The 20,753-nt window shown below is 61.2% G+C and carries 11 protein-coding genes and 4 pseudogenes; 7 read left to right on the plus strand and 8 right to left on the minus strand.

Annotated features, from left to right (window positions below):
• The first annotated feature begins 156 nt into the window (after positions 1–156).
• On the plus strand, positions 157–2,301 hold the full coding sequence (locus I6F28_RS35880; RefSeq protein ID WP_225143663.1) for a ParB/RepB/Spo0J family partition protein: 2,145 nt from the start codon (positions 157–159) through the stop codon (positions 2,299–2,301).
• Between the two features lie 40 nt (positions 2,302–2,341).
• On the opposite strand, the gene I6F28_RS35885 is transcribed toward I6F28_RS35880, so the two are convergent.
• Positions 2,342–2,830 (minus strand): hypothetical protein, encoded by a 489-nt coding sequence (locus I6F28_RS35885; RefSeq protein ID WP_225143667.1) that lies wholly within the window; start codon positions 2,828–2,830, stop codon positions 2,342–2,344.
• 180 nt (positions 2,831–3,010) lie between these two features.
• Here I6F28_RS35885 and I6F28_RS35890 point away from each other — a divergent pair, with 180 nt between their 5' ends.
• Entirely contained in the window at positions 3,011–7,036 is a 4,026-nt protein-coding gene (locus tag I6F28_RS35890; RefSeq protein ID WP_225143677.1) for a strawberry notch family protein, read from the plus strand.
• Positions 7,037–7,866: 830 nt separating this feature from the next.
• Positions 7,867–8,443: pseudogene (locus tag I6F28_RS37970) on the plus strand (HdeD family acid-resistance protein); the annotation flags it as partial.
• Between the two features lie 466 nt (positions 8,444–8,909).
• Here the strand turns inward: I6F28_RS37970 and I6F28_RS35900 are convergent.
• Positions 8,910–9,626, minus strand: coding sequence for a hypothetical protein (locus I6F28_RS35900; protein WP_225143679.1), 717 nt, complete (start codon positions 9,624–9,626; stop codon positions 8,910–8,912).
• Positions 9,627–9,677: 51 nt separating this feature from the next.
• Positions 9,678–9,929, minus strand: coding sequence for a DUF7662 domain-containing protein (locus I6F28_RS37975; protein ID WP_524536129.1), 252 nt, complete (start codon positions 9,927–9,929; stop codon positions 9,678–9,680).
• Positions 9,930–10,205: 276 nt separating this feature from the next.
• On the opposite strand from I6F28_RS37975, the gene I6F28_RS35905 reads away from it, so the two are divergent.
• The gene (locus tag I6F28_RS35905) at positions 10,206–10,796 is read left to right on the plus strand and encodes an AAA family ATPase (RefSeq protein ID WP_225129208.1); all 591 of its coding nucleotides are present in this window, start codon (positions 10,206–10,208) and stop codon (positions 10,794–10,796) included.
• Positions 10,797–11,411: 615 nt separating this feature from the next.
• On the opposite strand, the gene I6F28_RS35910 is transcribed toward I6F28_RS35905, so the two are convergent.
• The gene (locus tag I6F28_RS35910; protein ID WP_225129210.1) at positions 11,412–12,230 is read right to left on the minus strand and encodes a nodulate formation efficiency C protein; all 819 of its coding nucleotides are present in this window, start codon (positions 12,228–12,230) and stop codon (positions 11,412–11,414) included.
• Between the two features lie 395 nt (positions 12,231–12,625).
• Here I6F28_RS35910 and I6F28_RS35915 point away from each other — a divergent pair, with 395 nt between their 5' ends.
• Positions 12,626–12,850 (plus strand): hypothetical protein, encoded by a 225-nt coding sequence (locus I6F28_RS35915; RefSeq protein ID WP_225143681.1) that lies wholly within the window; start codon positions 12,626–12,628, stop codon positions 12,848–12,850.
• 1,015 nt (positions 12,851–13,865) lie between these two features.
• On the opposite strand, the gene tcmP is transcribed toward I6F28_RS35915, so the two are convergent.
• From tcmP to I6F28_RS35930, 3 genes and pseudogenes are all read right to left on the minus strand, one after another.
• Positions 13,866–14,276: a three-Cys-motif partner protein TcmP gene (tcmP, locus tag I6F28_RS35920; protein WP_225143683.1), complete on the minus strand. Its 411-nt coding sequence runs from the start codon at positions 14,274–14,276 to the stop codon at positions 13,866–13,868.
• 24 nt (positions 14,277–14,300) lie between these two features.
• Positions 14,301–14,836: pseudogene (locus I6F28_RS35925) on the minus strand (DUF5131 family protein); the annotation flags it as partial.
• A gap of 95 nt (positions 14,837–14,931) precedes the next feature.
• Positions 14,932–16,435 (minus strand): annotated as a pseudogene (locus I6F28_RS35930) (ISNCY family transposase); the annotation flags it as partial.
• A gap of 1,396 nt (positions 16,436–17,831) precedes the next feature.
• Between I6F28_RS35930 and I6F28_RS35935 the strand changes: the two are divergent.
• On the plus strand, positions 17,832–18,365 hold the full coding sequence (locus I6F28_RS35935) for a hypothetical protein (RefSeq protein ID WP_225143685.1): 534 nt from the start codon (positions 17,832–17,834) through the stop codon (positions 18,363–18,365).
• Positions 18,366–18,428: 63 nt separating this feature from the next.
• A complete protein-coding gene (locus I6F28_RS35940) occupies positions 18,429–20,156 on the plus strand; it encodes a recombinase family protein (RefSeq protein WP_225129218.1) in 1,728 nt (575 codons plus the stop codon).
• Here the strand turns inward: I6F28_RS35940 and I6F28_RS35945 are convergent.
• A pseudogene (locus I6F28_RS35945) lies at positions 20,086–20,579 on the minus strand (integrase core domain-containing protein); the annotation flags it as partial. The gene I6F28_RS35940 and the pseudogene I6F28_RS35945 overlap by 71 nt on opposite strands.
• Between the last annotated feature and the right edge of the window lie 174 nt (positions 20,580–20,753).

A 20,753-nucleotide genomic window follows, 5' to 3' on the forward strand; every position in this document is an offset into this window, starting at 1 on the left:
ATACGGAACGGCGTGTCTGGCAGCTTCGTGCCTTTCCGTTCGTACTGATCGTCCATTTGCGGCGCGGCCCTTGAGAGGAAGAGGGCCGCGCTGCGCTTCGTGACGGGTTGGAGGACCAAAGAGAGTCTTTGGGCCGCCCGTCGCGGAGTATCACCTATGGCTAACGTCGTTCAGAAAATCACCCTGTCGTCCTCGCGCGACATTCCCTTCAATAAGCTGGTACTCAGCCAATCGAACGTCCGGCGCGTGAAGGCCGGCATCTCCATCGAGGAGCTGGCCGAGGACATCGCCCGGCGTACCCTGCTCCAAAGCCTCAATGTCCGGCCGGTCCTAAACCCCGAGGGCACCGAGACCGGGATGTTCGAGATCCCGGCCGGCGGACGGCGCTACCGTGCGCTGGAGCTGCTGGTAAAGCAGAAGCGCCTGGCCAAGACCGCGCCGGTGCCTTGTGTCGTACGCGACCCGGCAACCACCATTCTCGCCGAAGACGACTCGCTTGCGGAGAATATTCAGCGCGCGCCACTCCATCCGCTCGACCAGTTCCGGGCATTCCTGGCTTTGCGCGAGAAGGGGCAGTCCGAGGAGGACATCGCCGCTGCCTTCTTCACCTCCGTCAACGTCGTGAAGCAGCGCTTGCGCCTGGCCTCGGTCTCACCCGCGCTGCTCGACGCCTATGCCGAGGACGGCATGTCGCTCGAGCAGTTGATGGCTTTCACCGTCAGCGCAGATCATGGACGCCAGGAGCAGGTCTGGCAGGCCATCTCCGGCGCTTGGCAGAAGGAGCCCTATCAGATCCGCCGCATGCTGACGGAGAAGACGGTGCGCGCCTTTGATCGTCGCGCCATGTTTGTTGGCCTCGACGCCTACGAGGCGGCCGGTGGCGTGGTGCTGCGCGACCTGTTCCAGTCCGACGACGGCGGCTGGCTCGAGGACGTCGCTCTGCTCGACCGCCTGGTCGCTGAGAAGCTGCAGGCAGAGGCGCAAACAATCGCCGCCGAAGGTTGGAAGTGGATCCAGCTCGCGATCGACTTCCCCTACGGCCATACTCGGGGCTTGCGCGAGCTGGACGGCGTACCCGCCGATCTCACCGCCGAAGAGCAGGCGGCCATCGAGGCGCTCAAAGCCGAATATGCCAAGCTCGAAGCCGAGCATGACGGCGCGGATGAGCTTCCCGACGAGGTTGACCAGCGACTTGGCGAAATTGAGACGGCTCTCGCTGTTTTGAACGATCGACCCGTCATCTATCAGCCCGCCGACATCGCCCGCGCGGGCGTGTTCGTCGGCATCGACGCCGAAGGCAAGCTCTTGGTTGATCGCGGCTACGTCCGACCCGAGGATGAAGTGCCCGTGTCCGAACCAGAGCAGGGCAGGGGCAGCGAACCCGATGCCGCGGCCCTGGACGGCGACGAACCATCAGCGCCCGTTGTCCAGCGCGCCGTCATCACCATCGGCGGGCAGGTCGCGGATCCCGAGGACGAGGACGACGATGCGGTGAAGCCGCTGCCGGACCGCCTGCTGACCGAGCTCACGGCAGAGCGGACGCTGGCGCTACGCGACAAGCTGGCGATCACGCCTTCGGTCGCTTTCCAGGCGGTGCTGCACAAATTCTGCCTGGACGTGTTCTCCCGCTATTCCTCCTTTGGGACGGCGATGGAGGTCTCCGTGCGCAGCGTCAGCTTCCCCGTGCAAGCGCAGGGCCTGAAGGACACACCGGCGGCCAAGGCCATCGACGCGCGCCACAAGACGTGGGAGGAGCGCCTGCCCAAGGACAAAGCCGGTCTTTGGGACTGGCTCACCAGGCTGACGGGCGACGAGCAGGCGGCGCTCTTTGCGCACTGCGCCTCATTCGGCGTCAACGCGCTCTACGAGAAGGGCGACCGCTACGGCGGCGGCGCCACCCCGCACGCCGTCGAGCAGCGGATCGCGGATGCCGATCGCATCGCCCTCGCCGTCGACCTCGACATGGTGGCGTCCGGTTGGCGACCGACCGTCGAAAACTATCTCGGCCGGGTGCCGAAACGCCGCATCCTCGAGGCGGTGCGCGAGGGTGCCGGCGAGCGGGCCGCCCAGCTCATCGACCATCTGAAGAAGGGCGACATGGCCAAGGAGGCCGAACGCCTCCTGGCCGAGACCGGCTGGCTGCCCGAGCCCCTGCGAATGGCCGATGCCGACCAGGCGGCGCCCGGCGACGCCGCGGAGTCCGAGGGCGATGACGAAGCGCTTCCGGAATTCCTCGCCGGGGACGACGAGGAAACTCCGGCCGATCAAGCGGACGAGTCGCGCATGCTCGCCGCCGAGTAGAAGCACTGGCTGGGGCGACGAGGTTCGCCCCAGCCTATTTTTATGCGCTGCGAGCCACCCGTGGCTGCACCCGCAAGCCGTCGATCCAGATCGCGATCCGGCCGACGGCCACGAGGCCGGAGGTTTCCGCCACGAAGCGCCGTACCGCCCGCGTGCTGCTGACTTCGAAGCGATGTCGATAGCCTTGGGTTACGGCGCGATCGGTAAAGCCTTTCAAAGCAGCAAACCCTGCCGCTTCCTGAATCTCGAACTGAACCCTCCAGCGCGTGCGTCGCGGCCGAACATCATCGAGCACTTCGACGCTGATGCGGTGCTTGCTCCCGCTGCGAACGGTGACCGGTTCGATCTTCTTGGTGGGAAACCTCAAGATTAGAGCCATCAAATCCTCCTTCGTTGTGTGAAGCGGTTCGATGGTCTTGTCGGGGCCCGTGAACCGCATGCCGAGACCCGCGCCCTGCGCAAACGCGCGGGGGCAGGTCAGCGGCAGCCTGTTGACCAGGCCGTTCAGCTCTTGAGGCTCGCACCACAAGCGGTTCTTGCTGCGCGAACGCGCAGCGACCCTGACGCAGCAGAGATAAGTTCCTGGCCGCAACGTTTCAAGGCATCGGGCAGAGAGTGAGAGAGGGGCCGGGAAGGATTTGAGCCGGTCCGGTCCGAGAGGAGAGCGCCGCCGGCTCGCTCCCTCTCGCTCTCCTTAAGGCTTCCCCTCATGAACCACCTTTTCTCGATCGCGGCCGACGAGGCCGCCCCGATCTCGCCTGCGCGCGCGCCCGAGGGCGTCAGCGTCATCATCGCTGCGGCTGAGCAGCTTCTCCCTCATCTTGAGCATGGTCGACGCATCGACGCCGCAATCCTGCGCGCCGTCATGGAAGCGGCCTTCGGCGCATCCGATGCGACGGGCGCGTGGGATTGGAAGACGGCCTATGACGTTTGTGAGGTCGCCACCGTCCTGTTCCTGCGCAAATACGGAAAGGCGCTCTTCCGCAAAGCCGCTTCTCCGGCTTCACGACTTTCCGCCTTGGGCAAGATCGCGGAGCTTCTGCCGACCCACACGCGCCGCTCTGCCGAGAGCGAGACTTTCCAGCAATTCTCGACTCCGATTCCGCTCGGCCTGGCTGCGCTGACCGCGGCCGCCATTACGCCGGCGGATCGCGTGCTGGAGCCGTCCGCAGGCACAGGGCTGCTCGCCATCCTAGTCGAGATCGCCGGCAGCAAGCTCGTGCTGAACGAACTGGCCGAGACCCGCGCCATGTTGCTCTCCTCCCTCTTTCCGGCCATTTCCGTCACGCGCTTCGACGCGGCTCAAATCGACGATCACCTCGATCCCACGGTGGTCCCGAGTGTCGTGCTGATGAACCCGCCCTTCTCGGCGATGGCAAACGTCTCCGGCCGCATGGCCGACACGGCGTACCGTCACATCGCCTCGGCCCTGGCGCGTCTCGCCGAAGGCGGCCGGCTGGTCACGATCACTGGCGCAAACTTCTCACCCGAAGCCTCAGCCTGGCGCGACGCCTTCGCCCGATTGCAGGAACGTGGCCGGGTGGTGTTCACCGCCGCGATCGCCGGCGCGGTCTATGCCAGGCACGGCACCACGATCGAGACGCGCCTCACCGTCATCGACAAGGTGCCTGCCGATGACCCGAACGGTTTCCCGGAGTCGCCGGGAATCGCGCCCGACGTCGCGACGCTGCTCCGTTGGATCGGCGAACACGTTCCACCTCGCCTGAGCGTCGCATCAACCGGTCTGCTCCCCGTATCAACCGCGTCAGCGCCTCGCACCGTGCGCGGCTATCTGGCACGGGCGGCCGGGCAGACGGCCAAGCCGTCGGTCGCCGACCCCGAAGCGGTTGACCTCGTCTATGAGACGACAGATTGGGCGCCGCCCGAGGGCGCGCGCCTCAGCGACGCTATCTACGAGGAATACCGTCTCCAATCCATCCGGATCCCCGGCGCGCAGGCGCACCCGACCAAGCTGGTGCAGTCGGCCGCGATGGCCTCGGTCGCACCGCCGAGGCCGAGCTACAGGCCCCAGCTGCCGGCCAACCTCGTCAGCGACAGCATTCTCTCCGACGCCCAGCTTGAGACGGTCATCTATGCCGGCGAGGCGCATGGTGACTATCTCGCCGGCGCCTGGACGGTTGACGAGACCTTCGACCTTGTCACGGCCGCCCGCGATGATGCGCCGAACGCCGTTCGCTTCCGTCGAGGTTTCATGCTCGGCGACGGGACCGGTGCCGGCAAGGGTCGCCAGTCCGGCGGCATTATCCTGGACAACTGGCTGCAGGGTCGGCGCAAGGCGGTCTGGATCTCGAAGTCCGACAAGCTGCTCGAGGACGCGCAGCGCGACTGGTCCGCGCTCGGCATGGAGCGTCTGCTGGTCACGCCGCTCTCGCGCTTCCCTCAAGGGCGCGACATCCCCTTGGCCGAAGGTATCCTATTTTTAACCTACGCTACGCTGCGGTCCGACGACCGCGGCGAGAAGCTTTCGCGCGTCCGGCAGATTGTTCAATGGTTGGGCTCCGACTTCGACGGCGTCATCATTTTCGACGAGAGCCATGCCATGCAGAATGCCGGCGGCGGCAAGGGCGAGCGGGGCGACGTCGCACCCTCGCAGCAGGGGCGTGCGGGCTTGCGCCTGCAGCATGCGCTGCCCAATGCCCGCGTCGTCTATGTCTCGGCGACCGGCGCCACCACGGTCCACAATCTCGCCTACGCCCAGCGCCTTGGCCTCTGGGGCGGCGAGGATTTTCCGTTCGCCACGCGTGCGGAATTCGTCGAGGCGATCGAGGAGGGCGGCGTCGCGGCGATGGAGGTGCTCTCGCGCGACCTTCGCTCGCTCGGCCTCTACACTGCTCGCTCGCTTTCCTACGACGGCGTCGAGTACGAGCTCGTCGAGCACCAGCTCACCGACGAGCAGCGGCGCATCTACGACGCCTATGCCGGAGCCTTCAGCGTCATCCACAATCACCTCGACGCGGCAATGCAGGCCGCCAACATCACCGGCGAGACCGGCACGCTCAATCGTCAGGCGAAGTCCGCCGCGCGCTCGGCCTTCGAATCGGCCAAGCAGCGCTTCTTCGGCCATCTGCTCACCAGCATGAAGACGCCGACCCTGGTCCGCTCTATCGAGCGGGACTTGGCCCAGGGCCATGCCGCGGTCATCCAGATTGTCTCGACCGGCGAGGCGCTGATGGAGCGGCGGCTTGCCGAGATCCCGACCGATGAGTGGAATGACGTGCGCGTGGACATCACCCCGCGCGAGTACGTGCTGGATTACCTCGCCCATTCCTTCCCGGTTCAGCTCTATGAGCCCTTCACCGACAGCGAGGGCAATCTCTCATCCCGGCCTGTCTTCCGCGCCGGCCAACCCGTCGAGAGCCGCGAGGCCGTCGCCCGCCGCAATGAGCTGATCGAGCACCTCGCTTCGCTTCCGCCCGTTCCCGGCGCGCTCGACCAGATCGTGCAGCGTTTCGGCACGGACATCGTGGCGGAGGTGACCGGACGCTCGCGGCGCGTGGTGCGCAGGGGTGACCGCCTTGCCGTCGAGAACCGTTCAGCCTCCGCCAATCTCGCCGAGACCGCTGCCTTCATGGATGACGTGAAGCGCGTGCTTGTCTTCTCGGAGGCTGGCGGTACGGGTCGCAGCTACCACGCCGAACTCTCGGCGCGTAATCGCCGGCTTCGCGTCCATTATTTGCTCGAGCCGGGCTGGAAGGCCGATGCCGCGATCCAGGGGCTCGGTCGAACCAACCGCACCAACCAGGCGCAGCCGCCTCTATTCCGCCCCATCGCGACCAACGTGAAGGCGGAGAAGCGGTTCCTCTCGACCATTGCCCGCCGGCTCGACACGCTCGGTGCCATCACGCGCGGCCAGCGCCAGACCGGCGGCCAAGGTCTGTTCCGGCCCGAAGACAATCTTGAGAGCCACTACGCCCGCGATGCGCTGCGCCAGCTCTACCTGCTGCTCGCGCGCGGCAAGCTAGAAGACTGCTCGCTCCAGACCTTCGAGGACGCCACGGGCTTAAAGCTAGTGGACGACAACGGCATCAAGGACGAGCTGCCGCCGATCACGACGTTCCTCAACCGCCTGCTCGCGCTCACCATCGACCTGCAAGGTCTGCTGTTCACGGCCTTCGAGCAGTTGCTGAACGCCAAGGTCGAGGGCGCCATCGCCAGCGGCGTCTACGACGTCGGCCTGGAGACACTGCAGGCCGACAGCTTCGTCGTCGCCGATCGGCACCCGATCTACACGCATCCCGCGACCGGGGCAGAAACCCGGCTGCTCACGATCACGGAACGCCGGCGCAATCGCCCCATGACGCTGGATCAAGCGCTCGATCATCTCGCCGATGCTCGCGCGGTGCCGCTGGTCAACGAGCGCTCGGGGCGTGCCGCCGTGCAGATTCCGGCGCCGAGCTTCATGCTCGATGACGGCGAGATCGAACGCCGTGTCCGGCTGATCCGCCCCATGGAGCACCATCATGCTTCGATGAAGATGATGGACGAGAGCCACTGGCAACCCGCGGATCGCGAGACATTCGCCGCAAGCTGGAACGCTGAAGTCGTCGACGTCCCCGAGTTCGCTGAGAGCACCCTCCACATCGTCGCTGGCTTGCTGCTACCGATCTGGAAGCGCCTTCCGAACGAATCGACCCGGGTTTATCGGCTTCAGACCGACGAGGGCGAACGCATCATCGGTCGCAGGGTCTCTTTCGTGAGCGGCCGATTCGCGTGATCATAGGATGATTTCTCCTCAGGCCGCGCGCATTGCAGGAGACCTGCATTTGCCGTGCCAAAGGAGAGGGAATCACTTGGAGAGCGACAGGATGGCGCTTTAGCTGCCATGTCGCATGTCTAAAATCGACCAATGCGGACCGCGATAATTTCCCGAGAGCAATCAGCCATCCGGCCCACAACTGTTTCCTCTTTCCCACACTCGATAGGGGGCTCGTTCACCACAGGCACTATGCAACACGGGCAGAAGCCTCACGATATCGAGGGCGTCGTCACTCCCCATCTCGATTCTGGAGCGCTCAGCCATGGGAGTACTGTAACCAGTGGCTCCGAGGAGGGTAATGTATCGGATGGATGACAGCTTTCGGTCTTCGTGTTTGTCCAACCCCGTCGTGTGGGCGCGCATACCACCCCCTCGAGAATGCAGTTAGGCCAATCGCCGCCACGCGCAAGATGTTTATGTTGTCGTTCCTGCGCGTCGGACTTAAGACGTTTGGCGGCAAGCTGCCACAAACGGCCGCGATTTCACGATCGCGTCACGAAGAAGCTAGTTCGCTCTCGACGCGCGGCTCGCAAAACGTGGCACGCCAATTGCTTGGCCTACGACACCGCCTCGCCGGGCTTAGTAATGTGGTCCTCCCGCGTCCTGGGATGCGGTCCAAGCCCGAAGAGAGGAGGTCACGATGCGGATGGCACCCAGCAGGCGAGCATATAGATTGATGGGCACACTGAGTCGGCTGCTCGCAACGACCCGCAAGCTCAACCCTAATCGCAACAAAGCGATGGCTAGGCGCGCCATGCTGCGGCGCAGCTTTGGCACCGGAGACCTCCATGACAAGTTCGTCTGATATCGCGCGGCTTCGAGCTAGTCCGGGCACCGCTTCGCTAACGAAGTGGGGTTGGGTTTTCGCCCTCGGCGTAGGTTATCTGATCACTGGCTTCGTGGCGCTTGGTAGCGTTGCGCTCGCGACGGTGGCGAGTGTGGTGCTAGTTGGCGTGATGATGATCGTCGCCGGCGTTGCCGAAACGATCAATGCTTTCCAGGTTAAGACCTGGGGCAAGTTCTTGCTATGCGCTCTTTTGGGTGCGCTCTACTTTGGATGCGCTCTACATCGTCGCGGGACTTGTGACATTTGATAATCCTACGCTCGCCGCTGTGCTGCTTACGCTGGCGCTCGGCGCATCGCTGGTCGCCGCCGGCATCATGCGCCTGATCCTGGCGTTCAGCATCAAACGCGCAACGCCCCGATCCTGGCTGGCGATATCCGGCGTCATTACTCTGCTGATTGGATCGTTGATCTTAGCGCGTTGGCCGATAAACAGTGTTTATATTCTGGGCCTGTTTCTCGGCGCCGATCTAATCGTGGCGGGCGCGAGCTGGATTGGAGTCAGCTTCGGCCTACGCCGCAGTCCCATCGTGAAGTCACGATCGTCGCGTAATTGCCGGGCGCCCTTGGTTTCGAAGGAGAAAGACATGCACGAAAATAACAGCTTGGAGCGTGCAGCCTCACCCGCTGAGACTGCATTTGCTGCGCTAACGAACTTCTCGCTCGGCAACAATCTCATACTTGGATATGCAGCTCACGGTTTCTATGTCTCCAGTCAGCCTGTCACGAGTGCGGTAGTTCAGTTCACCGATAACGCTGTGGCAAGCGGCTTGGCCCACGCCTACCTTTACTGAATCGAATATACTCACGCCAAATCACAGCGACAGATCAATCGATTCCGAATTCTTCACGGGCGACTCGAGACCGCGATCATCGAACGCTCTGTCGAGAAGATGGCGACGCCAGCTAAGCAGATGATTGCCAGAGCACTATGCGGTCAGAAACGGCCCGTACTCTACTTCCGCCGCAAGCTCTGCGATCTCCGTCTCAAACGATGTTTTGCTTTGCCGCTGACGCAGCAAATCGTTCGAGTATCACGCGCAAATCACCCGCTTCTTTTCTTAGGTGAGGGTACACCTTGGCGGCTTCGCAATCAAACTGCTCCCAGTCCGGCACATCGAGCAATGTCAGTGAACGGAGTGCCGGAGCGAAGCAACTAAGAAATCGTCGTTGGATTATTTTAATGCGCTGCAAGCGGATTGCTTCGCTTGTGTCGGGCTCTCCAGAAACAAGCTCGATTGCGTCTCTTAGAACCGAGAGACGAAAATAGAACTGTGTCACTGCCAGCAGTATCTCGGCGTCGAGCAGTCCGAGTTTTCCCGCAACAGCAGGCAACACGAGTGGGAGTGACGGAAGGAATTTGGCGTCTTCACTTGCAATCTTCCTCGTGCCCCAATCCCTCCACGGCTCTATGTAGTCGTTGGCGCATCGTGCAACTCGATCGACGATCTCAGCGTAGAGACTTGCTCGCATGGCTTTGATCTCTTGTTTCTGGCGCCTGTTATCGTGGTGGGTGACAGCGCCGAAGCTAATGGCACTGCCCACGATGGTACCCACGAAGCCAATCCACCCCACACTGCTGCCGACGAAGATATTCACCATCACCCCAGCAGTTACCGCTCCCGCCAGAGAGGCTACTGCGATAAGAAATATCATATCTTGTCGATACGGGCTTAGTCGTGTCGCGTGATCATTTTCATTCACGACGCATCCTCGAGCGACCAGGTTCATAGGCATTCGCTTTTGCGGAAAATGCTACCCCCTGCGCCGAAATGTTACTGTCCGCTGCAATCGATTTGGTTCGGCTTGATACCCCGGAACTGTCCACGCAGGGCTGTGACTGTGATTAGTTTTGACGGGGTCTTCGTTGGCCCACCACGCATCATATTCATACGCCGATTTCGGGAGGGAGCGACCGATAAGCATCTCGATATCGGCAAAGGTCGTCTTGAGCGAGGCAGAGCTGTTTGCGACCAGCTTGTCTCTCAAAGGGTTATAGATCGACATCGGGCTCCCCCATCCAACGATCTCATACTATATAGCCAATCCGGACTTTTCGTCACCAATTGCGGATTTTGTCCGATATTTGTCGGTTTTCGTTCGCAGCGGCACTGACGCCGCCGCGACATCATGTCGAGCACCGCGTCCGGGCCTTTGATTGGGTTGTGAGTTCCATGCTCGCTCTTAGTGCGATTCACGATGGCGAGTGGTAGGCCTACCAATCAGCAGGCTCTTTTCGGCGAATCGTGCGTTTCATGTCGCTGTTGTCCGGACACGCAGGCGATGTATGTCCTTGCTCTGGTCACCCAAAAAGGCGGAAGCGGCAAGAGCACGCTGGAGGTCGGAATTGCAGTCGCCGCTTTGGCGAACGGAAAGCGCGTTGCAATTGTCGAGGCGGATCCACAAGGAACGATTTCAAAATGGAAAGAGCGGCGCGGCCATTCCTATCCGCGGCTCGTTCGGGGCGCCGATCCCGTCGAAATAGAAGGGGCGCTGGTCAGCCTTGAAGCTGAGGGGATCTCGCTTATCGTCATCGATACCGCCGCCACAAATAATGCACTGGCCATGCGCGCAATCGCGAGGGCCGATCTTTGCCTGATCCCGGTGCGTCCGAGTCCGGCGGACATCGAAGCTGCGATACCGACGCTGATTGCTATTCGTAGGCTCAACCGCCGATTTGCTTTCGTCCTCAATCAGACACCACCGCGGGGCTGCCGCTTGACTGAAGCTGCAACGTCGCTCAATTCGCTCGGGGTGCTTGCGCTTCCCTATGTCGGACAGCGCAATGACCATCAGGACGCGCTTGGGGCAGGATTAGGCGTGACCGAGTTTGCACAAGAGGGAAGAGCCTCGGAGGAAGTTCGTGAGCTGTAGCGGTGGGTCTTGGAACAGCTTGTCGAGGGGTCGTCATGAGCCATACGGAAGAAACGAAAAAGCGGCGTGCTAGGCAGACGCGCCGCGCGACGCTCGCTCGTGGAGCCTACCGCGCCGGGCGAGCCGAGCCGTTGACGATAGCCTCTTTGTGTTGTCAGTCGGGATTGCTGCTCTAAATCCGAAATCGGAGAACGCAGGCGAGAATACGATTGATCAAACGATCCTTGTAAGGCAAGTGACGGCCGACTCCTGTTGAGTGCTCGGAATGCGGCGGCGGCGCGCAAGGACGAACTCCTGGATTCCGACGCTACCCCGTTATGCCCTGTCAGCGCGTTCTCGAAGCCGCCCTCCACGAGGTCGGACAATTCGAGCCGCAGCATCTCGTCGCGCAGCCGATTGGCGACGCCGCGATCTGCTGGGCGAAGGGCGCCGGAATTGCGTTCATAGGGCCATATGAGGGCAACCGGCCATGTTTCCACGGTCGGCTTGCTCGCCAGTGCATCCATGGTCTACCCCGGATGACAGGCTCTCGGGCGCGGTTCTCTGCGCGCGCGATCGTACGTATCAAGGCCATTTATGATCGACGGCCCTGCATCTCCAGCTTGTTTTCTGCCTTCACTTTGGCAATGTCTTTCGGGGCGGCTCGAATGCTTCCTGGTCTTTGGGGTCTGCAAGCTCAAACCAAGAGCCGGGTACTGACGTGGCGATAAGCTTGGCGAAGACGGATTGTGGCTCCCAATTTTGTCCTTCGCGCTTCTCGAAAATGATGGCTCCGTCGCCAAGGCCGGGAATACTGCAGCCGACCGAAAGCTCGACGCGCCACAGGTCGTCCTCGGCGGTTTGCTGCTCGTGTATTTTCGGCGAGTAGTGCACTGCAACCGGCTCGCCGATCGTGCAGCGGCCGCGCCGCAGAAGATCGCCCAACTTGCCTTGTGCGGTCGTCACGAAGTTGAAGTTAGCGGGATCATGCAGAAAGCGGCGGTTCACGCCTCTTTCGTTATTCGCTACCTCGTCAACAACAAGAGAGAGTGCGAACGCTTGCCAGCCTAGTTCCATCGGTTTCGCATATGGAGTCACAAGTTTCACCGTGCCATCGGGGGCCACCTCCCACGTGACCATATTTTCGTCCGTCGTTTTGTCAGACCTGTGTTTGGCCCATGAAAAGACAACACGCTGGCCAGTGTCGGTCTTTCGGCCAACCTCCCATCCCCTGGGAGCGAAGTGGGCTACCCTCGCGACCTTGGCAAAGATTTCCTCCGCCGTCTCACCATCCTCCGTTCGCCAAGTTGATCTAACCTTGTCGATCAGAGGGTTGTCATCCGCACGGACGCCGTCGCCCTTACCCGCCAGCCCGCCGGGCAAAATCAGCCACAGAATATGGCCGACACAGAGCCCGAGCCCGAGAGCGAACCAAAGCACGCGCCTATTAGTCATCTATTCTCTCACCCTACGCAGCCGCCCCTTACGCGTCACATCGTATTTCCGAAGAGACCCAAGACGCACCTATCAGGGTTGGTCGGTCACAATGCCATCGGCGTCTGGAGTGACGGTCCCGGCGGCGGGCCAATCACGGCTGGGGAAGCTACTTTTTGCGAGAAACCAAAGGTCGAAAGGCCACCGCGAAATATGCGCGCGGTCCGGACGATGGGCGTGGCTTTACCATTCCCGGGGGAACCACTAAATTCACGTTGTGGCATTGCCTCTCTCGGTGAACTCCGTTCGGGGGAAGCGTTTATGTTCGTCTCAGTGAGAGGGAGGCCTGCCGAACCCCAGGTTGAGACAGGTGCATTATTCACCGATTGGTTCGAGACGCCGCGATGGAGCCCGAAATGGTCAGCCGCATGAGGGCGGCTTACAAGCAAGTGCTCTATACCGTTTGCGTGAAGGATGGTGACGATCCGCTAACGGAAATGATCGCGAAGGAGGTCATCAAGATTGCACAAACAGTTGTCGGTGACCCAACAGAACTTGCCCCCTTGCGATCAGAGAGCTTGAACTTCGGTGAGGCGAACACCGCCATCTGGGCCAAGCTCGATAGCCGTGAGGGAAGTTAATGCGCTGACTTGACTGTTCATCGCGTCTTCATGGAGCGTGGAAGTAAGGCGGCGCAACTACATGCCGCTGAAAACCCGGCTCGCGGCGACGTGGTGTGAGATGCTGGCCGGACAGCGCCCACGCTGATCCTCAAGCAGTGGGAGAATACCCCGCCAACGCCATATCTCGCAGATCGCGAAGACCCGGCGGGATCGAACAGCGCGAGGCCGAGTTTCCCGCGCGCCTACTCGCCAAGGATCGCGGCGGACGGTGGCAGAAGTGGATGCGGCTGTGGCTCTGGCGCTTGATTTCGACGAGAGTGGGACCCTGTCGGGGTTCTCGATGATTGCTGCATGCACATCGTGCGCATGCAGCGGGGGTGATGTTGTAGATGCTCCCGTAGAAGTCCATGACAGACATGACGTCACCCGATTCCGTCACGAGGCGCGGAATATCTCCTAAGAGCTGGTTCTTTGCGGACGCACGTCCGCTATCGTCAAAAGATAGAGCATGCCCTCATCGTGCCTCGGATCGTAGGACAGCATGTCGAGGCCGGACCGACCGAAATGAGCCTGAAGGCTCGCATTGTCCGGATATCGTTGTAAAACTGCTTCGCCCGCTAGGCGTTGGCGAAGTGGATAAACCAATACCGCCATCCGCCCGGATTGTTGATCGAGAAGGGGCTGACATAGGGAGCGCATAGACGAAAGTCGTCAAAGACGATCTTCTCCGTCCGTAGCCAGTCGTTCTTGCTCATGAGTCCATTAAGCGCATCGACATTCGCGCTCGTTTAGCCCAAGATGAGCAAGCCGCACTCTTAGCTGCTCCGGCTGGTTCTTCTGTAGAAATGCCGGAAGTGAACTGATCATAAAGGTGTAAAAGATCTCGGCGGCGGGATAGGAGCGCATAATGTCAAGAAGCGTATTCCGGTCGACGTGACTGTCCCCACATTGATCCAGATTGAAGAGAACGCTTTTGTAGCGTCCTTGCTCAAGAACGTCTTGATCTTTGGATACGCAGCCTCGAAAAACTCGTTCAGATACTCCACGGAAGGTGTAGTTTCGGGCACGTCTGAACAATGTCAGCTTCCATCAGTCCAACATGTGTCTTCAGCAATTCTATGGCATCGCGGCTAGCATCGTTGAAGATCAGAAGGCACTCGACCTCGATGGCGCCGAGGCCTTGAACTGCACGATGTGTATTCACTGCCTCGACAGCACGCTTCAATTCTTCAATGAATATCAGTGGTGACCCAGGCGTGCAGCAGTGATATCGCCCGCCACCGGCAAATCCGTCGACGATTGCAAGCCGAAAACGCTCCTGTTGCGGGAGCTTACAGCGGACGGTTAGATAGTCGAAGACGTATTCGCGCAGGATTTTGTGTTTGCGCTTTGAATGCTCCTCGAGCTTTGCGCCATCAGCCCATTCATACCGTTTTTCGGCCACGTCGCCCCCAACCGTATTGCGCTATTATGGAACAGCGCCGGGACCGGTGGGCATCTCATCGCCAGGTCCGCCCCCTATATTCGCGTCCATTGGCCTTTTTCGAGCGCTTCTTGTTGTCTTTGCCCCCAGGTGCCCCACTGTTTGAAAAAGAAGGCCGTCCCGGCTGATAAGCACTGCACATAGATTTCGTCGATCCACTCCTCACGGATTGGCCGAGCTGCCTTCCCGCTTTCGCCACCGACGATCGCCCAATGGATGTCCCGGAGATCGGCAGTGCCGACGGCTCCGATAAGGGGCTCGGAAATGAACCGAATGGCTGCCGGCACCTGGCGCAGGTGCTCTATGCGATCCACTACGTCCGCGTTCTCAATGCTAGTGCCGAGCCAGATATTGGGCAGGACCTCGCCGATGAGGGCAGGGACCAACCTGGCCATGCGTTCGGGGCGCTTCGTGAGAATCTGATAGTTGTGATGCGGTGTCTCGCGCATCACCTGCCCGGCGTCGCGAATGAAGGCGTCGCTAACTCGTTCATGAAACAGGTCGCTCATCGAGTTTACAATATCTTGTGCGCGGCGGCGATCAGGGTGAGACTCCGTATTGCCGCACGTAAAAGTGCTCCCTCAGGGTGGTCCGCTGCCTCATCTTTTTTGCTCCTGACTTGAAGTGGAGGCGGCGTCTCTTGGGAGGGACCAAACAGCATGGCGTTGGCCTGTTCGCTGCGCCAGGTCTTTAGGCGACGCTGTAGCGTGCGCAGAAGTTTTTGGGGATAGATTCCAGGGCATTTTGCCTGCAATCGCGCTAGGGGTTCACTGCCGGTCCGCCACGGCTCGGCTTCAAACCATTTGCGCAAATCCGGCGTCACTCGAATGAGCGGGTCGGGACGGCGACGGCCTCTTTTGCTTTGGCGATCGGCCGATCTGTCGGCCGGGCACCGCCCTCCTTCCAAGCGGTTCTCAAGCTCGCCAGGAAAAGATCAATCGGCTGCGCGATCGGGCCGGGGTTCGCGGCAGGCTCGGCGTCAGTAAGCGCCGCCAACCGCTCCTGCGTCACTCGGATATCGCGCAACAAGGCGACGGGGTCGAGGCCGGCGAAAGTCTCTTGTAAACGGGCGCGAACTTCATCGGACGTGCGCGAGTCGGCGGCTAGCCGTTGATGCGGCGTGGAAGGCGCGCTGTAGGTCTTGTGCACCCGGGCGCCGTCGCGCTGCTTGGCGATCAGCTTGAACGACGGTTGAAGAAGTTCACGAACAGGCGCGCCGAGCGGTAGAGCTGCGCCAGCAACGTCGCTGCCTCCAAACCCTCGAACCGCCGGTAGCCGACCATCCTGCGCACGACAGCGCCGTTCTTTTGCTCGACAAAAGCTTGATCGTTTTTGCGGCACGGCCGGCAGCGCGTGAAAATGATATCGGCCGTGTCACAGTACGTCTTAAGCGTCTCGTTCATGAAAACGGTGTCATCGTCCGTGTCCAAGCCAAGAAGCGCGAAGGGCAATTGCTTACGCAATTCCGTCAGCACGGTGCTCAGCAGCGTCTGCTCGCGCACGATCAGCGGCGTGCATTCCGTCCAGCTGGTCGCGACGTCAGTGAGGACCAGGGTCTGTACGAAACTGCCGCGCGCCGATGGACCGCTGTGGGCGACAAGGTCCGCCTCCACGAAGCCCGGTGCGGGATCATTCCAATCCGCCGAAGTCCGTATCGGAATACTGCGTCGTAGGGCGTGTGCGGCCGATCGCCGGCGCTGGCGACCGGGCCCTTCCCGAATCCGGCCTAACGCCCGGTCGATCGTCGCCGCGCTCATCGAAAGCAGCTTGCCGCGGATCTCGGGAGCGAGGTCAAGATGGCTGTGCCGCTCCATCGCGTCGATCAGCATCGGTATCAAGGCTTTCAGCCGCTTCCCGCAAACCCGGTCCGAGGCTTCCCAGAGGAGTGCGAGCGCATTGCGTTCGGCTTCACCGTAAATCCGGCGCCGCGCCCGACGACCTGTTCGCGACCCATCGTGGCCCCGCAGCAGCCGCATCGGATGCTTGCGATGATATCCAGTGACATTGACGAACTCATCCAATATCCGCGCCTTCTCCACGCGATCGCTCGATCGGTAGCGTTCGCCCACAGCTGCCGTCAGTTCCTTCCTAGTCGCCATGCTCAGCTCTCCCCATCCCATCGGTCCGCGCTTTCAGCGTGACCAACGGCGCGCGCTTGGATGTGAAGTACACGCGCGGATATGCCCCTAAAAGGTGCCTAACTCACAATTTAGTCGCATGCTGGCGTGGTCGCCACTTCAGGGCGCGATCGGGCCGGCTGAGGTGCTGCGAACGCAGTGGATACCTGACACGCAGATCGGCATGCGTTGGCAAGACCTTGAACTGTCTGCCATCGACCGTGGCGAGAAAAGCATGGCGTGACCACCCGTCCCGAAGCCCATCCGCCGCCTGATCGAGCTGGGCCTGAAAGTGCAGCCCAAGTGAGGCCATAGTTGAGGAGCTCGTCGAGAGGGATGAGCCACCGACCGAAGTCGTCGCTTTCCGCCATAGCGGCGTCAAATGGAATGAGACTGAGACGCCGCGCCAACTCGCGATGGCCTGATACGAACGCTTGCCGCCGGCTTGCCTGCGGCAAGCAGGCGCGGCGCGGCAATCCGCTGCTTCCTTGAAATCACGACCACGGAAGATACAGCGCGGCGAACAGCACCAGGACGATTAGAATGCACGCCCACGCGATTGCTAGCGCCTTATCCATCGGCCGACTCCCCCGATCTCCTCGGCCGCCCGCCTGGCTCTGAGCGGTCCTCGGCAAGCCGACGCGCGCTTCAGGTCCACCATCGAGCAACTCAGCCTGCCACACAAATGTGTCCTGCAAGAGGCCAGCTCGCCCCCCCTCCAATCCGGTAGTTGAGGCGACCGCGTCAGGTTGCAAACTCCCTCCCGGCGTGGACACGCGTTTCCAGAACCTGGGGAGAAAGACCTTATGGCTCGTATTCAACATATCATTCACACTCCACAATGACGAATGGACCTCGTAAATGGCAAGCACTCCGCCCATACGCTACTCAGAAAGAGGCAATCCGCGCCGCGGTTGATGCCGCCCACGCGGACGGAAAGGCAGGGCACGACGTTCAGGTTCTCGTTCAAAGCGAAGCCACCAATTTAGAATCGAGTGGACATATGGCCACGATCCATACCCGCCAGCCGGCTAATCGCTGACCAGATGAGATCGGCGCCGACCAATCCTGGTAGATTGCCTTGCAGTCCTCTCCGCGATACTTGGTAGCACCCTTTGGGAGTTCAGCCTCTCAGCGGGCCGAGGTGGCCAGCCTTGCTACCTCTGAGGGCGACGGCTGGTGGTAGGGACAGTGCTTCCGGAGGCGTGAGCGCCGTGTCCCGTCCGCGCTGTCCCGTTTTTCTCAGGTTTGAAGGGCGCGGCCGTCCCAGCCAGGATCAGCCGCGCCCTTCGAGCCCCGGGCTAGCCCCGAAGTAGTCGATTGGCCTTCGGGTGGCTATCGCGCCCGCATCGGTTGAGCAAAACTCCCCTATGAGCACCAAAAGAATGGAGCATTTCCAATGAACATCGATCTCGCGGCGGTGCTTACTAAATTTCAGAACATCTCGCCTGGTGCATTTATCAAACTCGATATCTCAATTGACGGCGGATCATTCGGCATCTTTGTAGAGGACGGCCACGGCAATCAGGGCATCGTTACCTTTCCCGCGACGCCTGCCCCACAAGACCAAATCGCGTGGCATCAGCGGGGCGGAATATCACACCGAACAATTATCTACTTTCCGACCGCACTTCTGAGGCGGGCCCTGTCGAGCACTGCCGTGCCAGGTTCTGCAGCGGGCGTGCCCTTGGTCTGCGTGGGGAACAAGGCGTTCATCGCAGGTCAACAAGATCGGCATCACCGTGAATACTTCAACATCGATACGGGCAAAGCCGAAAAGGTGGCTTTAGATGACGCGGTGTTGTTCACGGAATCGGCCGTGGGGCATGTGGTCGACGGAAAATTCGACGAAAATCTACAGATACCCTCTGCCTGGTACTTCTTAAAGAGGAGCGGCAAGCCGTTTGAAGTCCCCCGCCTTTCAATCCGCTGAATCTGCACCAACGGTGCGAGCTGGAATTGCGGCTTCCAATCACAGTAACAAAGGAAACGTGATATGATCCCTATTGAGGAGGCCTTTATTCGAGCGATGACGTTGCTTGACGGTCCAAAGCCAACCGAGCAACGGGCTGAAATCGTCGCCCACCTGGATACTATTATTGACTATGCGCGCGACGATGCCGAGGAGCGCCTAGCCCATAGTTTCAAAGCGATGGCCTTGAACCACCTCGACAGCATCGGTCGAGATACGTCGACCATTGTTGCGGAGAAAATGGAGCTGGCTCTGATCGCCGCCGAAGAATTGATTATAGCTATCGTCGAGCGCAACCGGCGCGGATCTGCCATCCACCGGATCATTGAGAACCCGGTCTACGGCGGCGCCTATGCCTATGGTAAGACGGCCGTGGCGGCGGGATACAGCACCGCGGGCGTGAGCGTGAAGATCCGCCGCAAGGCGCGGAACGAATGGCTGACGCTGAAGCCCAACACTCACGAAGGGTATGTGAGCTGGGAGAAGTTCGAGGCGATTCGCACCATGGTCAGCAGTAATGTTCCCACCAGTCGGCATCACGGCGCGCCCAAGCATAGTGACGCGTTGCTGGCCGGTCTGATCCGCTGCAAGCGCTGCGGTCGCAAGCTCACACTCCGGTACTCCGGCATGGAGAACCATATCCCGCGCTACAGCTGCAGCTGTGCCTGGATGGACAATGGCGGGGCCCACTGCATCGCCTTCGGCGGACTGCGCGTCGATGACGCCATCGAGGAAGCACTGCTTGGAGTCGTCGGTCCAGGCGCGGTCGCCGCCGCAACCGCTGCCGCCAACGGAGCCAGGGAACGGCGCGATCGGGTACGCGATGCTCTCAGTCGCGACCTCGAAGCGGCGCGCTATGCCGCCGACAGGGCTTTCCGGCAATACGATGCCGCTGATCCCGCGCACCGGCTGGTCGCCAGTGAGCTGGAAGCCCGCTGGAACAGGGCGCTTACTCACGCGGCGGAGGTTGAGGCCAAGATCGCCATGCATGATGTGGCGACGTCCGCACCCCTTGCTGATCCAGCTTCGTTCGGCATTCTAGCCTCGAACCTCAAAACGGTCTGGGATGCGCCGACGACGGATGCTCGTCTCAAGAAGCGCATTGTGCGCACCCTCATTCATGAGGTCGTGGCCGATATCGACGACGTGGCGTCCGAGATCGTTCTCATCGTCCATTGGGTGGGTGGCGCCCACAGCGAGTTGCGCTTGCCGAAGCGCCGGCGCGGACAACGCAACAGCACCTCTGCCGACATCATCCAGGCCGTACGTCAACTGGTGGTGATCGCCAGCGACGATCTGATTGCCGGCCTCCTCAACCGCAACGGCCTCAAGACCGGCAACGGCAATCGCTGGACCCGCGAGCGCGTCACATCAATGCGCTCGAACTACCACATCCCGGTGTTCAAGCCCGCGGAGGACGGGATCGAGCCATGGCTCAACCTTGGCAAGGCCGCAAAGCTCTTGAAGATCGCGCCCAAGACGCTCCGGCTGGCCGCTGAAGTCGGCGAGATCGAATCCATCCATCCTCTGCCGGATGGTCCTTGGATCTTCGCCCGCACCTCGCTGACAACAACTGCTGCTCAATCTATCGCGAACGAGCGCGACAGAACCCAAATCATCACCCCGCGGGATCGCATCCCGCTCAACAAAATCTCTTCTCTTCAATTACATAGCCAGATGGGTGTTCTGATGCGCAGTTGTAATCGGCCCGCCAGCATCCGAGTGCGACGCGGGCCTGGGCCAGCGACGTGAACAGCGTCTCGTTCAACAGTTCATCCCGCAACCTGCCGTTGACGCTCTCGATGAAGGCATTCTGCATCGGCTTGCCCGGCGCGATGTAGTGCCATGCGACACGGCTCTGATCAGCCCATGTCAGGATGGCGTTGCTGGTGAACTCGCTGCCGTTGTCGCTGACCACCATCTTCGGCCTGCCGCATTCGATCGTCAGCCGGTCCAGCTCCCGCGCCACGCGGTTGCCGGAGAGCGAGGTGTCGGCTACCAGCGCCAGGCACTCGCGGGTGCAATCATCGATGACCGTGAGAGGATACGGAAGCGGCGGCCATCGGTGAGCTGATCCGACACGAAGTCGAGCGACCAGCGGTCGTTCGGCGCATCGCCACCGTCATCGGCGAACCGTGTCCGGATCGGCCGCTTGCGGTCGCCATGGCGGCGCACCGCAAAAATCGCGCTCGATTGTCAGTTGTCCAATCTTGGCGTGCAGCCGCGTTCACGATGGTGATGCCGAACCACCAGTACAACAGTGGGCAAATCAGGCTGGCAAGCCTGAAGGGAAAAGTGCTGAGCCAGTAGAGCAATGAATCGAGGATCCCGATTCGATGCATCAGACCA

The organism is Bradyrhizobium sp. NBAIM14 (assembly GCF_020193895.1).
Classification (GTDB): domain Bacteria; phylum Pseudomonadota; class Alphaproteobacteria; order Rhizobiales; family Xanthobacteraceae; genus Bradyrhizobium; species Bradyrhizobium yuanmingense.

What these genes read in the sequence shown, in the direction of transcription:
- I6F28_RS35880 (WP_225143663.1), top strand. Translation starts at nt 157, where the DNA reads ATGGCTAACGTCGTTCAGAAAATCACCCTGTCGTCCTCGCGCGACATT.
- I6F28_RS35890 (WP_225143677.1), top strand. Translation starts at nt 3,011, where the DNA reads ATGAACCACCTTTTCTCGATCGCGGCCGACGAGGCCGCCCCGATCTCG.
- I6F28_RS37975 (WP_524536129.1), bottom strand. Translation starts at nt 9,929, where the DNA reads ATGTCGATCTATAACCCTTTGAGAGACAAGCTGGTCGCAAACAGCTCT.
- I6F28_RS35905 (WP_225129208.1), top strand. Translation starts at nt 10,206, where the DNA reads ATGTATGTCCTTGCTCTGGTCACCCAAAAAGGCGGAAGCGGCAAGAGC.
- I6F28_RS35910 (WP_225129210.1), bottom strand. Translation starts at nt 12,230, where the DNA reads ATGACTAATAGGCGCGTGCTTTGGTTCGCTCTCGGGCTCGGGCTCTGT.
- I6F28_RS35915 (WP_225143681.1), top strand. Translation starts at nt 12,626, where the DNA reads ATGGTCAGCCGCATGAGGGCGGCTTACAAGCAAGTGCTCTATACCGTT.
- I6F28_RS35935 (WP_225143685.1), top strand. Translation starts at nt 17,832, where the DNA reads ATGAACATCGATCTCGCGGCGGTGCTTACTAAATTTCAGAACATCTCG.
- I6F28_RS35940 (WP_225129218.1), top strand. Translation starts at nt 18,429, where the DNA reads ATGATCCCTATTGAGGAGGCCTTTATTCGAGCGATGACGTTGCTTGAC.